The sequence below is a fragment of the Pseudomonas sp. FW305-E2 genome, assembly GCF_058782925.1.
The window spans coordinates 1-15,630 of record NZ_JBYSYE010000035.1 but is presented as its reverse complement, the minus strand read 5'-3'; the positions used below and the strand labels follow the sequence as shown (position 1 = coordinate 15,630).

The window sequence follows — 15,630 nt, the reverse complement described above, 5'->3', positions numbered from 1 at the left end:
CAGACCTTCAATTGCCACGGTCTCGGCCGCTGCTGACCTCTTCAGGCACCGGCTCTTTCGACATGCGTTTGCGAAACAGCGCCGCCCGCGCCAGCAACAGCGTGGTTATCGGCACGGTGATCGACAGCAGGATCGGAATCAGCCACGCGTGTAGCACAGGGGTGCCCTTGAGCCACGAAAAGTAGATGATCGAGGCCAGTGCAACGCACCAGGCACCAAGGGTCGAGGCCAGCGCTGGCGGGTGCATGCGCTGGAAGTAGTCTTTCAGGCGTACCAGGCCTATAGCACCGACCAGGGCGAACAGGCTGCCGGTAAGCAGTAGCGCGGCGGTGACCAACTCCAGCCAGAGTGGCAGTACCAGGGCTTCAGTCATTCGATCACCTCACCGCGCAGCAGAAACTTGGCCAAGGCAAACGAGCCGACGAAACCAAACAGTGCAATCAGCAGGGCCCCTTCGAAGTAGGTGTCACTGGCATAACGGATACCCAGCACCAACATGGTGAGCATGGCCAGGATGTACAGGTAGTCCAGGGCCAGCACGCGGTCTTGGGCGGACGGGCCACGGAACAGCCGGATCAGCGCCAGGCCCATGGCCAGGGCGAAGATGAACAGGCTGGCGAGGACGGCATTGGCGAGCAGGCCTGTCATTGGAAAATCTCCATAAGCGGGCGTTCGTAAGTGTCCTTGAAGTGCTGTATGAAGGCCGCTTCATCGTCCAGCTCAAACACATGCAGCAACAGCACACTGCGGTCCAGTGCCAGTTCGGACCAGACGGTGCCAGGCACCACCGTGGTGATCATCGACAGCGCTGCCAGGCCGTGAGGGTCACGCAATGACAGTGGTATGTGAACGAACGCAGAGCGTGGCGGCTGCTTGCCGGCCCGCAGCACACCACGGGCTACCAGCAGGTTGGAGGTGATCACATCGATGCCGACCCGGCCAATCAGGCGGGCGATGGCCAGGGGGCGCCGTACGTGTGCATGCTGCGGGCGCAGGGGCGCCATCAACAGTGGCGCCAGTATGCCAAGTGCGGCGCCCAGCAGCAGGTTGCCAGGGCTGACCGAGAGGTTCAGCAGCAGCCACAGGCCGAACAGCGAGACCGATAGCAGTGGGGCGGGGAACAGTCGGTTCATGGCTGCACCTGTGCGTCGCGCGAGGTGGGGCCAGGAATCGGCCGGGCGGCCATCACAGCGTCGATATAGGCATCGGGGGCCTGCAGGCTGGCGGCAGTGTCCTGGGTGTAGCGCAGCAACGGCTCGGCCTTGAGGCTGAGGATGAGGCACAGGCCGAGCAGGATGACAATGGGCAGGCATTCATAGCGCCGCAGGACCGGGGACGGACGCTCTTCGGGCTTCCAGAAACGCTGGATGCCGACGCGGCCGAAGGCGATCAGCGAGGCCATGCCGGATAGGATCAGCAACACCACCAGGCCCCAGCCGGCGGCACTCAGGGGCTGCTTGGCCGGTACGCCGAGGCCCAGTGGATTGAACAGCGCACTGATCAGGTTGAGCTTGCCGACAAAGCCCGACAGCGGCGGCATGCCGATGATCAGTAGTGCACAGGCGATGAAGCTGAGGCCGAGGAAGGCCATGGTCCACGGGATGATCTGGCCGATTACCACCTGCTGTTCATCGTCGAGGTTGATGCCCTTGGGCGGGTGCAGCGATTCCAGTGGCGGCGGCATGGCGTCTTCTTCTTCGTCCAGCGGCGCTTCATTGGCCGAGCGCGAGCGTTCGACCAGTTCGGCGAGCAGGAACAGTGCGCACAGCGCAAGGGTCGAGTTGACCAGATAGAACAGCGCCGCGCCGGTCAGAGCCGCCTGGGCAAAACCCACCGCACCCAGCAGCGTGCCGGCCGAGACCAGGATACTGAGTGCCGCCATACGCTCCAGGCGCTGTGCCGCCAGGATTGATACCGCTGCCACCGCCAGGGTAACCAGGCCGCCGTAAACCAGCCATTCGCCGCCGAAATGTGCCGAGGCCCCGGCCTGCCCGGAGAACAGTAACGTCCACAGGCGCAGCACGGCGTACAGGCCGACTTTGGTCATGATGGCGAACAGTGCAGCCACCGGCGCGCTGGCAGACGCGTAAGCTGGCACCAGCCAGAAGTTCAGCGGCCAGATACCGGCCTTGACCAGGAAGGCCATGGCCAGGATTGCCGCGCCGGCATGCAGCAGGCCACGGTCGGCCTCCGGTACCAGTGGAATCTTCAGCGCCAGGTCCGCCATGTTCAGGGTGCCGGTCACGCCATACAGCATCGCTGCGCCGATCAGGAACAGCGACGAGGCGAACAGGTTGATAGCGATGTAGTGCAGGCCGGCGCGCACCCGCGCACGCCCCGAACCATGCAGCAGCAGGCCATAGGAGGCGGCCAGCAGCACTTCGAAGAAGACGAACAGGTTGAACAGGTCGGCGGTGAGGAAGGCGCCGTACAGCCCCATCAGCTGGATCTGGAAAAGCGCATGGAAGCTGGCCCCCGCGCCGTCCCAGCGGGCACGGGCAAATAGCAGCGCGCTGAAACCGATGACCCCGGTCAGGGTCAGCAAGAGCGCGGACAGGTGGTCCACCACCAGCACGATGCCGAATGGCGCCGGCCAGTTGCCTGGCAGGTACACGCCGATCGACGCTGCCTGGCCCTGGGTGCGCACCCACAGCAGCAGACAGACCGCGATCAACAGGCCGGAGAAGGTAGACAGCAGGTTCAGCCTGGCCTTGATGTGTCTGTGCTTTTCACCCAGCAACAACATCATCGCCGCCGTAATCAGCGGCAGCAGGATGGGGGCGACAATCAGTTGACTGATATCACTCATTCGTCACGCTCCCGGCCATCCACGTGGTCGGTACCGGTCAGCCCTCGCGAGGCCAGCAGCACCACCAGGAACAGCGCGGTCATGGCGAAACTGATGACGATGGCGGTGAGCACCAGTGCCTGTGGCAGCGGGTCGGTGTAATGCAACAGGTCCTGGGTAACACCATCCTTGATGATTGGCTCCTTGCCGATGAACAGGCTGCCCATGCTGAAGATGAACAGGTTGACCCCGTAAGAAAGCAGGCACAGGCCCATGATCACCTGGTAGGTACGCGGGCGCAGGATCAGCCACACTCCGGAGGCAGCCAGCACGCCGATGGCGACTGCAATCACTTCTTCCATCAGGCGGCTCCTGCTTGGCTGGTTTTTGCCGGGTTGCCCGGGCGGTAGGCGCGCACCGACTGGTGCGCCAGGGCCGTGAGGATCAGCAGGGTCGAGCCGACCACGACGGTGTATACGCCAATATCGAAGAACAGCGCGCTGGCCACGTGCACATCACCCAGCAACGGCAGGTGCAAGTGGGCGGTATGGGTGGTGAGGAACGGGTAACCCAGCAGCATGGCGCCGACGCCGGTCAGGGTCGCGCACAGCAGCCCGGTACCCATCCAGCGCAGCGGCCGCAGGCTCATCTGCGCCTCGACCCACTGGGTGCCGGCCACCATGTACTGGAGGATGAACGCCACCGACATGACCAAGCCAGCGACAAACCCGCCACCGGGCTGGTTGTGCCCGCGCATGAACAGGTACATCGACACCAGCAAGGCGATCGGCAGCAGCAGGCGCACCAGCGCTGCCGGCACCATCATGAAGCCCAGCGCGGTATCGGTGGCATGCCGCGGGTTGATCAGGTCGGTGACTACGTCCGGCGCCAGCTGGCGTTGTTGCGCCGGCAGCTGCATGCTCTCTTTTGGAGGACGGAAGCGCCGTAGCAGGGCGAACACCGTCAGTGCCACAGCCACCAACACGGTGATTTCACCGAGGGTATCGAAGCCGCGGAAGTCGACCAGCATGACATTGACCACATTGGTGCCGCCGCCCTGAGGCAACGCACGGCTCAAATAGAACGAGGAAATGTCGTTGGGCGTGGGTCGGGTCAGCATGGCGTACGACAGCACGGCCATGCCGCCACCCACCAGCACGGCCAGCAGCAAGTCGCGCAGGCGGCGCATGCGCGCGCGCTCCAGGCTACCCGGCAGCGGTGACACGCCTTCGATACGCCGTGGCAGCCAGCGCAGGCCGAGCAGGATCAGCACGGTGGTGACCACTTCCACCACCAACTGGGTCAGTGCCAGGTCGGGCGCAGAGAACCAGACGAAGGTGATGCAGGTCATCAGGCCGCAGACGCTGACCATGATCAGTGCCGCCAGGCGGTGGTACTTGGCCTGGTAGGCGGCGCCGATGGCGCAGGCAATGGCGATCAGCCACAGGGCGACGAATACACCGGAACCCGGAATCTTCGGGCGATCACCCCAGCTCAGGCCGCTATGGAGCATCGGCGTGAGGCCCGCGAGGAACGCGGCGAATACCAGCATGAACAGCTGCGACTGCAGCCGCCGGGTGGTGAACAGGCGTTCGATGCGACGCGCCAGCAACATCAGGTGAACCTGGCCGTGCTCGAACAGCCGCTTGCCATTGAAGCGCTCGATCACGGGCGGGTAGGGGAAGCGACCCAGGCGCAGTTGTTTGCGCAGCAACAGGTACAGGACGATGCCGCCGCTCATGGCGACCAGGCTCATGATCATCGGCGCGTTCCAGCCATGCCAGATGGCCAGGCTGTATTCCGGCAGGGTGCCGCCAACCACCGGCAGGGCCGCAGCGGCCAACAGGGGGCCGACCGACTGTGTGGGGAAGATGCCCACGACCAGGCACGTGAGCACCAGCAGTTCCACCGGAGCACGCATCCAGCGTGGCGGCTCGTGCGGGGTATGGGGCAGGTCCTGGGCCGTCGGCCCGAAGAACACATCGACGGTAAAGCGCAGGGCATACGCCACGCTGAAGGTGCCGGCCAGGGTGGCGATCACCGGCAGCGTGGCCTCGACCCAGGCGGTGGAGCTGATGAATACCGTTTCGGCGAAGAACATTTCCTTCGACAGGAAGCCGTTCATCAGCGGCACGCCGGCCATCGAGGCGCTGGCGACCATGGCCAGGGTCGCGGTGTAGGGCACCAGGCGGATCAGGCCGCTGAGGCGGCGAATGTCACGGGTGCCGCTCTCGTGGTCGATGATGCCGGCGGCCATGAACAGCGAGGCCTTGAAGGTGGCATGGTTGAGAATGTGGAATACCGCGGCGACGGCAGCCAGCGGGCTGTTAAGGCCCAGCAGCAGGGTAATCAGGCCCAGGTGGCTGATGGTCGAATAGGCCAGCAGGCCCTTGAGGTCATTTTGGAACATGGCGGCGAAAGCGCCGAGCAGCAGGGTGAGGGCGCCGGCACCGCCGACGATCCAGAACCACTCCTCGCTACCGGAGAGTACCGGCCACAGGCGTGCCAGCAGGAACACCCCGGCCTTGACCATGGTGGCCGAATGCAAATAGGCCGACACCGGTGTGGGCGCTGCCATGGCGTGGGGCAGCCAGAACTGGAAGGGAAACTGTGCGCTCTTGGTCAGGGCGCCGATGAGTATCAGGGGCAGCAGCACCGGGTAAAGCGCATGCTGGCGGATGGTATGCCCGGCAGCCAGGACCTTGTCCAGGTCATAGCTGCCGACCACATGGCCGAGCAGCAGGGCCCCTACCAGCAGGCACAAGCCGCCTGCACCGGTTACCATCAGCGCCATGTAGGCGCCGCGACGGGCGTCGGCGCGGTGGTGCCAGTAGCCGATCAGCAGGAAGGAGAACAGGCTGGTCAGTTCCCAGAAGAACACCAGTTGGATCAGGTTGCCGGAGATGACCAGGCCGAGCATGGCGCCCATGAAGGCCAGGAAGAACGCGAAGAAGCGTGGTACCGGGTCTTGCGGTGACATGTAGTAGCGCGCATACAGCGATACCAGCGTGCCAATGCCCAGTACCAGCAACGAGAACAGCCAGGCAAAGCCGTCCATGCGCAACACCAGGTTCAGCCCCAGGCTGGGTAACCACAGGAACTCTTCGCGAATGACGCCACCATGGGCAATCTGAGGGTACAGAAGTGCTACCTGGACGGTGCCGACCAGGGCTACGAGCCCGGCAAGAATGGACTCGGCGTTACGTGCGTTGTGCGGCAGCACAGCTGCCAGGCAACTGCCCACGAACGGCAGAAGCAATAGCACTATCAAGGACATAGCGGCCTATTCTGGAGAAGTTTGCAAAGAATCATACGTGCCGAGGTGTTTATCACCAACACGCAAGCTGTCGCAGAATCCTACAAACCGGCTGTGACAAGCGGTTTTTTTATAACAGTTTTTTACAAAGAATAGCCGCTGTTGACTGTTTTACAGCCCCGCCTGGCCTTCGCCAGGGTTCTGCACATCACGTGTTTCGACGGTTTCGAGAGGGCGCCGCACCTTGAGTTCACTGACCACCACGGCAACCACGATCAGCAGGCCGCCGAGTAGCGCCACGCCAGGCAGGCGCTCGCCAGCCAGACGCCCGACGATGCCGGCCCACACCGGTTCACCGGCATAGATGAGTGTGGCGCGGGTAGGCGAGACCGACTTCTGTGCCCAGTTCATTGCCACTTGGATCACCGCACTCATTGCGCCCAGGCCCACTGCGCTGGCAAGCAACAGCCAGGAGAAGTCGGGGAGGCGCTCCTGGGTCGGCACGATCATGAGAAACGCCAGCAGCGATGCGGTCGCAAGTTGTACCACCGTAACCCGGCGCACATCGACCTGACCGGCGTAGCGGCTGATCAGAATGATTTCACCGGCGATGGCCACGGCGCTGATCAGGGTGACCAGTTCGCCCTCGCTGAAACGCAGGCTGCCGCCTTCCGGCCCGGCCAGCAGCATCAGGCCGATGAATGCCAGGCAGATACCCATGCTGGGCATCAGGCCAGGCCGCCGCCCCAGCACCAGCCACTGCAGCAGCGGCACGAACGGGACGTACAGCGCAGTGATGAACGCTGACTGGCTGCTGCTGATGGTTTGCAGGCCCATGGTCTGCAGGCCATAGCCGAGCATGATCGACACGCCGATCAGCATGCCGGCCTTCAGTTCGGTGAAGGTCAGGCCGGGCAGCGCTCGCGCCGAGACCACACCAACGAACAGCGCGGCTGCCGCAAAACGCAGGCCGACGAAGAACATCGGGCCGCTGACGGTCATTACGTTATGCACCAACAGGAAAGTGCCGCCCCACAACATGGTGATGAATACCAGCACCAGTTCGGCCTTGCTCAGGCGGAAGGTGACGGCAGGGGTAGGCTTGCTGCTGGGCTGATTCATGGTCTTGCACACTCGGAAAGGGCGGCGCACAATCGCCGCAAAAGTGGGCAGTATACTGCGCAATCTTGACCAGTGAGCAATATAGTGCACAAGGATTCTTCGCACCGGGCATCGGTGCTGCAACATGTCAGCCTCAATGTGCGCAGTCTGCGCAACGCCGCCGGCTTGAGTCAGGCGGCGCTGGCCGAGCGTTCAGGGGTCAGCCGGCGCATGCTGGTCGCGATCGAGGCGGGCGAGAAGAATGTCAGCCTGACCACATTGGACCTGATTGCCGAAGCCTTGGGCGTGGCTTTCAGTACCCTGATCCAGGCGCCAGACCTGCGCGACCCCGGGCGCATTGAAGAGCTGGCGTGGGCTGGCGAACACCCGCAGAGCCGAGCGGTGTTGCTGGGCACCAGCCCGGCAAGGCGCGAGGTGGAACTTTGGGAATGGACCCTGGCACCGGGGGAGTGCTATCACAGTGAGGCCGATGCCGAAGGCTGGAGCGAGCAGATTTATGTGGTCGATGGGCAGCTGACGCTGATCATCGAAGAGGTCGAGCATCGCTTGCAGGTGGGGCAGTTCCATGTGTTCCCCAGCAACTGCCGGTATGCCTACCGTAACGATGGCGTGGTGGCTGTTCGGTTTGTGCGCAATGTGGCGATTTGAGGCTGCAGGCTTTGGGGCTGCTGTGCAGCCCCAAAGGTCTCAAGCCGATCAGCTTTTCAGCAGCTCGTCGGTCTTCACCACATTGGCATAGGCAAACGCCAACGCCGCCATCGCCGAATCGTGCACATGAGCCGCCGGCACCTGCTTGCCGTCGAACGCCAGGGGCAGGGTTGCGCAGGCATCGTGCGCCACAGTCACTTGATAGCCCAGGTCGGCTGCAGCCCGGGTGGCGGCGTCAATGCACATGTGGCTCATGCTGCCGACGATGGTCAGCGCCTCGACGCCATGCCGGTCCAGCGTGTGCTCTAGATCGGTACCGAGGAAGGCGTTGACCTTGTGCTTGAGCACCACCGGCTCGCTCGGCAATGGCTCGACCTTGGCGTGGATGGCCGCACCCTGCGAGCCGGGGGCAAAGAAGGGTGCATCGGCAGTGTCGAACTCATGCCGTACATGGACCACCAGGTCGCCGCGCTGGCGTGCGGCTGCCAGCAGGCGGGCGGCGTTGTCGGCCGCCTGGTCGGCGCCATCGAGGGGCCACTTGCCGCCCGGGAAGTAGTCGTTCTGGATGTCGATGATGATCAGTGCCTGCTTGCTCATGCTGCCTCCTGTGGCAGTAGTCGTCGAGAGACGTTAGTTATAGGCTGTGTTCACTCACCTGAGGATTGGCGCGAACGACACTATGCGGGCAAAAACTGACACCGGCGCTAACCTGGATATCGGCTTGCTGCTATACCCCGGCGTGCAGCGCGCCGCTGTGCATGGCCTGGCCGACCTGTTCCTGGTGGCCAACCGGGTTGCGGCCGAGCTGGGGGCCGTCGAGCTGCCGCACATTCGCGTCAGTTGCTGGCAGGCAGATGAGGCGGGGCAGTTGTTGCCTGCGCCGGATAACTCAGCTGTCACCGTGCCGGGCCTGCGCGTCCTGATCATTCCGCCAAGCCTGGAGTCAGCTCCGCAAGCCGAGTTGCTCGAACGTCATCGCGCGCCGCTGTGCCTGCTGCACGGGCGTGGTACGGTGCTGGCGTCGGTATGCATCGGTGTATTTTTCATTGCCGCCAGCGGTTTGCTCGACGGGCGCCCGGCCTGCACGCACTGGAATTATGTGCATGCGCTTGCCCAGCGCTTCCCCAGGGTGCGGGTAGAGGCCCAGCAGCCGTTGCTGGATGACGGCGACATCGTGACCTCGGCAGGGTTGATGGCCTGGACGGACCTCGGCTTGCGCTTGCTGGAGCGCTTTTTGGGGGCGACGGTGGCTCAGGAGACCGCTCGCTATCTGGCCGTCGATCCGGTCGCGGCGCCGCTGCCCGGCGCTGTGTTCAACCCGCGCCTGGACCACGGCGACGAGGCCGTGTTGAAGGTGCAGCACTGGTTGCAGGGCAATGGCGGGCAGGATGCTGACCTGGCCACGATGGCGGCCTGCGCGGGGCTGGAGGCGCGCACTTTCTTGCGGCGCTTTCGTGCCGCTACCGGGCTGCGCCCGACCGAGTATTGCCAGCAGGTGAGGGTGGGGCGTGCATGCCGCTTGCTGGAGTTTACCCGGCGCAACGTCGAACAGATCGCGTGGGGTGTCGGCTATCAGGATCCGGGCGCGTTTCGCAAGGTATTCCAGCGTGTCACCGGCCTTACCCCGAGTGACTATCGGCGGCGGTTTGCGGTATCCGGCCAGGGATAGAAACCACTTGACCTTGACTTTGCTTGAGGTTTTACCCTGCTCGGCATCGCGCTGCATGCGTACGTAGCCAGGAGACTGTCGATGTTGGCATCACCTCATGCCTTGTGGTTTACCCAGATGATCGAATACGAAGTGCCCAGTATGTGCCAGCAAGCGTTGGCTCAGGCCCTGGTGGCGCGTAGTGAAGCGTTGGCTGCGCGTTGCGAAGGGCTGCAGGGTGTGAGCATCCAGGCCAGCGACGATGGCAGCCGGGTGTTGCAGTACTTGCAATGGCAGTCACGCCAGGCCTGGGCGGCGGCGGCCGTGCACTTCATCGAGGAATCCTTTCTTGACCTGCTGGGCCAGCATCAGGCACGCGGCGTCAACTTCGCCGCCTACCAGGCCCTGCGCAGCCTGGTGCGCGGCGACGATGGCGTCCTGCATTGCCAGGTGGGCGGTCCTCAGGCATACCAAGGTGCGTAGTGCGGGTAGCGATCCAGGCGGGCACCTATGACCATTTCGCTGATCCATGCCGCCAGGAGCGAGCTGTACGCTTTCTGGCTCTCTTCGCTGGACAGTGCGTGGTCGGCGCCGTCGACGATGCGATGGGTGAGCGAGTGGGCGTTGACGAACGCCGAGCGGTAGTTCATCAAGGTACTGTGCGGCACGTAGTCATCCTGCTCTGACTCAACCAGCAGCACATCCCCGCCGAATTCGGCGCACGCGGCCAGCGCGCGGTTGTCGGCCGGGCCCAGGTGGCGTTGGCGATAGGCATTCAGGCGTTGACGGTCAAGGGTTTGCTTCGGGGTGCCCCATTCGTCATCCCAGTACATGGCAGGTACCCGCAGGGCCAGCCATCTGACCGGCCGTTCGCGGGTCAGCAGAGTCGCCAGGTAACCGCCATAGCTGCTGCCGATAATGGCGATGGCGCTGCTGTCGACAGCCGGGTGGCTGACCAGTCGATCGTAAGCCACCAGCAAGTCCTGCAGGTTTTGTTCACGGGTGACCGTGAGGCGTTGGCTTTCGGTCTTTTCGTGACCGCGCAGGTCGAAGGTCATGCACACGCATCCCAATCCGGTGATATGCCGGGCGCGGGCCAGGTCACGTTGCTGGCTGCCGCCCCAGCCGTGTACGAAGAGAATGCCCGGCATTTTGGTGCCCGGGCTGACCAAGGTGCCGGCGATGCGGTCATTCTCGACCTGCAGTTCAACGGTTTCACTCTGAATGGCCATGTTCGCGAATCCGCGCAAATTTACTGAGTTGTCCGAGTTCACTGTCGTTTCCTTGGTAAAAGAGGGTGGCGTCAGTGGGCAGGTCGGGGTTGCCGAATACTTCGTGGGTGGAGGCACGCACCCGTTGCAATGCGGGGTCATCGGCAAATGCCTGCAGGGCCAACAGTTCGGCAGTGCTGGCACCACCCAGGCGCCAGGATTGTTCGAGCACCCCGCTGCACAGGTGGCCCGAAGGGCTGATGCCGCGGGCGATGTCATAGTTGCGACGAGAGGCGACGAAGCCCGGGAAGTGTTGCTCGGCGGCTTGTTCGTAAACCATGGCCTGGTTGATGGCAAGGCGCAGGTGGTCTTCCAGTGGGAGCTGTAGCAACGCCTGATAGTCGCCACGTACCACCACCAGGTCAGAACCGCCGTAGACCTCGGTGCCCTGATGGTCACGTGTCAGTTGCTGGGTGCCATAGTAGCTGCAGGTCAAGCCGGCGACGCGCACCTGGCCGACGCTGAAGGTTTGCACCTGGCTCAGGTCTTCTTCGAGCACCAGGCCCCACAGCGCCAACGTTTGGTCATCCATACCGGCCAGCAGAGGCTCCAGGGCGTCTGCAGTGGTGATGACCTGTTGCCCACGTCCTGCGCAAGCCAGTACCGGTTTGACCCTCAGCGGGCCGTCGAGCAGCAGCAACTGTGCGGCAGTGCGAGCGTCGGCTTTGCTGAACACGGTGTAGCCGCGCAGCAGCGCATCGCTGGCCTGTCGGGCAAAGGCGTCGGTCCAGCCCGGCGGGAAGCTGGCCTCGGCGGGTAACGGGTGAGAGATCGCCTTGGTTGCCATGTAGGGGTGCGGCACCATGCCGCCAAATAGGTCCTGTTCGCTGCAAATACCCAAGGCGGCATATCGCCTGGGGTCGATCAGGGTCTCGGTTGGCAGATAATAGTAGGCATCGGCAGCATCTGGCGGCCGCATGGGCTGTATAAGTGGGCAGCCCAGCAAACGTGCCAGGCCTTCGGCAAGCTTGAGATGAACGCCGTGCTCGTGTTCCGGCGTGTGGTCGCGGGTGTCAAGCAACACCACGCCGGCTTTCGGTTCGATGGCACTGGGCATGGTCATTTGCCTGTGTGCAATGAGTGTACTGTGTGTGAAGCCGGTGTCTTGGGTAAGTTCAGGTGAACTTGATCGGTGGTCCTGGTCCTGTTGTAGGAAGCGTCCTATTGGCACAGGGCGTGGTGGGCAATGCATGCCGTATCTTGGTCGTCGCGATTGCAGCGCCTTGGTGGCTGTTCCATTATCGGCCTATTGGATCAACCGTTATGAAGTCGCAGGAGAGCGCATGAACGTCCAGACCACCCTTGAGCAAAGCGTGCCGCAGCGACTGGTGCACGTGCGCCAAGCCATGGCGGCAGCGGGCATCGATGCCTTGCTGGTACCTTCGGCCGACCCCCATCTTTCCGAATACCTGCCCGGTTACTGGCAGGGGCGCCAGTGGCTTTCGGGGTTCCAGGGCTCGGTCGGCACGCTGGTGGTGACGCCTGGGTTTGCCGGGCTGTGGGTCGATAGCCGCTACTGGGAGCAGGCAGCTCAGGAGCTGGAGGGCAGCGGCATCGAACTGATGAAACTGTTGCCGGGTAAACCCGGAGCGTTGGAATGGTTGGCCGAAAACGTCGAGCCCAACGGTCGCGTGGCAGTGGATGGTGCGGTCATGGCCCTGGCTTCGGCGCGCCAGCTGGCCGAGCGGCTGAAGGCGCGTGGAGCGCAGCTGGTAACAGACATGGACCTGCTGGGTCAGGTCTGGGACGGGCGCCCGGCGCTGCCAGGTAACCCGGTGTACCAGCACCTGCCGCCCCACGCCACGGTGAGCCGGGCGGAAAAGCTCGCGCAATTGCGCCAGGGCATCCAGGCCAAGGGTGCCGACTGGCACTTCATCGCTACCCTGGATGACATTGCCTGGCTGTTCAACCTGCGCGGCAGCGATGTCTCCTACAATCCGGTTTTCCTGGCCTTTGCCCTGATCAATCAGCAGCAGGCCATCCTGTTCGTGGGCCAGGACAAGGTGGACGAGCACCTGCGTCATGTGCTGGAGGTCGACGGCATCGAGGTGCGCGACTACAGCGAAGCAGGCAAGGCGCTTGGCACCGTTCCTGCGGGGGCGCGGCTGCTGGTGGACCCGGCCCGGGTCACCTGCGGCCTGCTGGACAACCTGGCGGCAGAGGTGGTGGTTGTCGAGGGGCTCAACCCCTCCACGCTGAGCAAGTCCTGCAAGGGTGACGACGACCTGGTGCATATTCGCCACGTCATGGAGCAGGACGGCGCAGCCTTGTGCGAGTTTTTCGCCTGGTTCGAGGCGAACCTCGGCCGGGAGGTCATTACGGAGCTGACGGTTGACGAGCAATTGAGTGCCGCGCGTGCTCGACGCCCTGATTTCGTGTCACTGAGCTTTTCTACCATTGCCGCCTTCAATGGCAATGGCGCGATGCCACACTACCGTGCCACCGAGCAGTCGCATGCGCTCATCGAGGGCAATGGCTTGCTGCTGATCGACTCGGGCGGTCAATACCTGGGCGGCACTACCGACATCACCCGCATGGTGCCGGTCGGTAACCCCAGTCTGGCACAGAAGCAGGACTGCACCCGTGTACTCAAGGGCATGATTGCCCTGTCCCGTGCCACGTTCCCGCGAGGGGTACTGTCGCCGTTGCTCGACGCCATTGCCCGGGCGCCGATCTGGGCTGACCAGGTCGACTACGGCCATGGTACCGGCCACGGGGTGGGCTACTTCATGAACGTGCACGAGGGGCCTCAAGTGATCGCCTACCAGGCGGCACCCGCACCGCAGACGGCCATGCAAGCGGGCATGATCAGCTCGATCGAGCCGGGTACGTACCGCCCGGGGCAGTGGGGCGTTCGCATCGAGAACCTGGTGGTCAACCGCGAAGCGGGGAGGAGTGCCTTTGGTGACTTCCTGCAATTCGAGACCTTGACGCTGTGCCCTATCGACACCCGCTGTCTGTTGCCCGAGTTGCTGACCAAGGAAGAGGTGGAGTGGCTGAACGGCTATCACGCCCGCGTACGTGAGCGCCTGGCGCCCTTGCTCAAAGGGGATGCGCGAGCCTGGTTGGAGGTGCGTACTGCACCACTGTAACGCAGATGAAAAAGGGCAGTTAACGAGCTGCCCTTTTCTCTATTTACAGATGACGATCATGCTACGGCTGGTATAACCCGCCGGGTTGATGCCGAACAAGTAGTCACCGGCTTCTTCATCGCTATCGCCCGAGCGCGCAACAACCCGGTAGCCACGCGTGCTGCAGGAACTTGCGGCCTTGCTGTAGCAATTGTCCCACGAGGAAGAAAGGCCGGAGCAATTGATATGCAGGCCCTTCTTGCCCCTTTTGACCTCGGTCTTGGCTGTGGCGGCACATCCAGCAATAGCCAAGATGGCCAGGATGAGAAAAATTTGTTTCATTCCTGTCCTTAAATGCAGGGCAAATCAGTTGTCACGACCCTGTCGTTGTCGCTTCGGTTCTTCCTGAACCTTCCCCCAGCGTCCGTGTTCGGCCCAGTAGATAGCGTAAAGATGATGATTCTGTGACAGCTTAATCAGCGAGGCGGGCTGCTACAATCACTAATCCTTTCTCAAATGAAAATATTTCTCATATCAGTCTGCTGCGATGGCCGGGCTGGGTGCCTTGCGCATGGACAGGGTGGTGCCGACCGAGGCGGTAATGATTGCCAGAATCGCCAGCCATTGAGTAAGCGTCAGCACCTCGCCGAGGAAAAGCAGGCCTGACAGTGCCCCAAATGCCGGTTCGATGCTCATCAGGGTGCCGAACGTGCGCGCCGGGATTCGCGTGAGGGCAACCATTTCCAGGCTGTATGGCAGGGCGGTGGACAGTATTGCAACGGCCAACGCCATGGGGATTACGGCAGGTGTGAGCAGAGCGCTACCGGCGTGGGCGATACCGATGGGGGCGACGAACAGGGCCGCGACTACTACCCCCAGGGCTGCGCTCTGGATGCCGTGTTCGGCCCCTGCACGTTGTCCGAACAGGATGTACAGCGCCCAGCACACACCCGCCCCCAGCGCATAGGCGGCGCCCACTGGGTCGAGTGCCTGGCCGCTGTGACCTGCTGGCAGCAACAGCAGCAGCCCAGCGATGGCGAGGGCAATCCACAGGAAATCGATCGGTCGGCGCGAGGAGAAGATCGCCACGGCCAACGGGCCGGTGAATTCCAGGGCCACGGCGATACCGATGGGTACCGTTTGCAGGGCCATATAGAAGAGGAAGTTCATGCCGCCCAGTGCCATGCCGTAGATGACCACGTTGCGCAACGTGTTGGCGGTCATGCGTACCCGCCACGGGCGCAATATAAGCAGCATGATGATGCTGGCGAAGATCAGGCGCAGGGTGGTGGTGCCTTGTGCGCCGATGATGGGGAACATGCTTTTGGCCAGAGAGGCGCCGGACTGAATCGATGCCATGGCGATAAGCAGTAGGCCGATCGGGAAGAGGGTGGCGGCCAGGCTGCGGGGCTGGGTGTTCATTTAGGTGCGGCAATCCTTTGGCGAGGGAGGTGGTGAGCAATATAGTGCGCAATTGGTGGGGTGGGTGGTAGCCCTCAAGTGGCTTTGCCAGAAATATTTCAAATCATTGAAATTAAAGGTTGACCTTCTCGATGACCTCCCTATAATGCGCACCACTCCAACGCGGTAGCGAAGCAAAGCTAGCCACTGTGTTGAGTCAAGTGTTTGAAGCTAAACGAGTTTCTCGCAAAAACTTCAAAATAAACGCTTGACAGGTTCTGAGGAAAGCGTAGAATGCGCGCCTCGGTTGAGGCGAAAAGCTCTTAACCAAACGCTCTTTAACAAATCGAATCAAGCAATTCGTGTGGGTGCTTGTGAGTACGGACTGATAGTCAAAAAGATTATCAGCATCACAAGTGACCATG

16 protein-coding genes are annotated in these 15,630 nt (G+C 62.7%); 4 read left to right on the top strand and 12 right to left on the bottom strand.

What is annotated here, in order from left to right:
* Window positions 1-7: 7 nt before the first annotated feature.
* From AC3WLP_RS21210 to AC3WLP_RS21180, 7 genes are all read right to left on the bottom strand, one after another.
* Entirely contained in the window at window positions 8-373 is a 366-nt protein-coding gene (locus tag AC3WLP_RS21210) for a Na+/H+ antiporter subunit G (protein ID WP_012053102.1), read from the bottom strand.
* Window positions 370-648: a K+/H+ antiporter subunit F gene (locus tag AC3WLP_RS21205; RefSeq protein ID WP_003250109.1), complete on the bottom strand. Its 279-nt coding sequence runs from the start codon at window positions 646-648 to the stop codon at window positions 370-372. Before AC3WLP_RS21205 ends, AC3WLP_RS21210 begins: the two co-directional genes overlap by 4 nt.
* Window positions 645-1,133, bottom strand: coding sequence for a Na+/H+ antiporter subunit E (locus AC3WLP_RS21200; protein WP_014753869.1), 489 nt, complete (start codon window positions 1,131-1,133; stop codon window positions 645-647). Before AC3WLP_RS21200 ends, AC3WLP_RS21205 begins: the two co-directional genes overlap by 4 nt.
* On the bottom strand, window positions 1,130-2,809 hold the full coding sequence (locus tag AC3WLP_RS21195) for a monovalent cation/H+ antiporter subunit D (RefSeq protein WP_088513370.1): 1,680 nt from the start codon (window positions 2,807-2,809) through the stop codon (window positions 1,130-1,132). Before AC3WLP_RS21195 ends, AC3WLP_RS21200 begins: the two co-directional genes overlap by 4 nt.
* Complete coding sequence (locus AC3WLP_RS21190; RefSeq protein ID WP_003250128.1) at window positions 2,806-3,150, bottom strand: Na+/H+ antiporter subunit C; 345 nt, start codon at window positions 3,148-3,150, stop codon at window positions 2,806-2,808. The genes AC3WLP_RS21195 and AC3WLP_RS21190 overlap by 4 nt, the downstream gene beginning before the upstream one ends.
* Window positions 3,150-6,065, bottom strand: coding sequence for a monovalent cation/H+ antiporter subunit A (locus AC3WLP_RS21185; RefSeq protein WP_012053099.1), 2,916 nt, complete (start codon window positions 6,063-6,065; stop codon window positions 3,150-3,152). Before AC3WLP_RS21185 ends, AC3WLP_RS21190 begins: the two co-directional genes overlap by 1 nt.
* A 150-nt stretch (window positions 6,066-6,215) precedes the next feature.
* Window positions 6,216-7,166: a DMT family transporter gene (locus tag AC3WLP_RS21180; RefSeq protein WP_017147785.1), complete on the bottom strand. Its 951-nt coding sequence runs from the start codon at window positions 7,164-7,166 to the stop codon at window positions 6,216-6,218.
* Window positions 7,167-7,250: 84 nt separating this feature from the next.
* Between AC3WLP_RS21180 and AC3WLP_RS21175 the strand changes: the two genes are divergently transcribed.
* Window positions 7,251-7,814 (top strand): helix-turn-helix domain-containing protein, encoded by a 564-nt coding sequence (locus AC3WLP_RS21175; RefSeq protein ID WP_088513369.1) that lies wholly within the window; start codon window positions 7,251-7,253, stop codon window positions 7,812-7,814.
* A gap of 48 nt (window positions 7,815-7,862) precedes the next feature.
* Here AC3WLP_RS21175 and AC3WLP_RS21170 read toward each other — a convergent pair whose 3' ends face one another.
* Entirely contained in the window at window positions 7,863-8,411 is a 549-nt protein-coding gene (locus tag AC3WLP_RS21170; RefSeq protein WP_003250137.1) for a cysteine hydrolase family protein, read from the bottom strand.
* Window positions 8,412-8,493: 82 nt separating this feature from the next.
* On the opposite strand from AC3WLP_RS21170, the gene AC3WLP_RS21165 reads away from it, so the two are divergent.
* Both AC3WLP_RS21165 and AC3WLP_RS21160 read left to right on the top strand, forming a co-directional pair.
* Entirely contained in the window at window positions 8,494-9,483 is a 990-nt protein-coding gene (locus tag AC3WLP_RS21165) for a GlxA family transcriptional regulator (protein ID WP_017147783.1), read from the top strand.
* Window positions 9,484-9,564: 81 nt separating this feature from the next.
* Window positions 9,565-9,945 (top strand): antibiotic biosynthesis monooxygenase, encoded by a 381-nt coding sequence (locus AC3WLP_RS21160; RefSeq protein ID WP_014753863.1) that lies wholly within the window; start codon window positions 9,565-9,567, stop codon window positions 9,943-9,945.
* On the opposite strand, the gene AC3WLP_RS21155 is transcribed toward AC3WLP_RS21160, so the two are convergent.
* Entirely contained in the window at window positions 9,924-10,694 is a 771-nt protein-coding gene (locus AC3WLP_RS21155) for an alpha/beta hydrolase family protein (protein WP_012053095.1), read from the bottom strand. The genes AC3WLP_RS21160 and AC3WLP_RS21155 overlap by 22 nt on opposite strands.
* Window positions 10,678-11,796: a DUF3182 family protein gene (locus tag AC3WLP_RS21150; RefSeq protein WP_014753862.1), complete on the bottom strand. Its 1,119-nt coding sequence runs from the start codon at window positions 11,794-11,796 to the stop codon at window positions 10,678-10,680. The genes AC3WLP_RS21155 and AC3WLP_RS21150 overlap by 17 nt, the downstream gene beginning before the upstream one ends.
* A 220-nt stretch (window positions 11,797-12,016) precedes the next feature.
* Between AC3WLP_RS21150 and AC3WLP_RS21145 the strand changes: the two genes are divergently transcribed.
* Window positions 12,017-13,825, top strand: a complete 1,809-nt coding sequence (locus AC3WLP_RS21145) for an aminopeptidase P family protein (RefSeq protein ID WP_017147782.1) — start codon at window positions 12,017-12,019, stop codon at window positions 13,823-13,825.
* Between the two features lie 39 nt (window positions 13,826-13,864).
* Here AC3WLP_RS21145 and AC3WLP_RS21140 read toward each other — a convergent pair whose 3' ends face one another.
* Together AC3WLP_RS21140 and rhtA are read right to left on the bottom strand one after the other, a co-directional pair.
* Entirely contained in the window at window positions 13,865-14,146 is a 282-nt protein-coding gene (locus AC3WLP_RS21140; RefSeq protein WP_012053092.1) for a hypothetical protein, read from the bottom strand.
* A gap of 192 nt (window positions 14,147-14,338) precedes the next feature.
* Entirely contained in the window at window positions 14,339-15,226 is an 888-nt protein-coding gene (gene rhtA / locus AC3WLP_RS21135) for a threonine/homoserine exporter RhtA (RefSeq protein ID WP_012053090.1), read from the bottom strand.
* Between the last annotated feature and the right edge of the window lie 404 nt (window positions 15,227-15,630).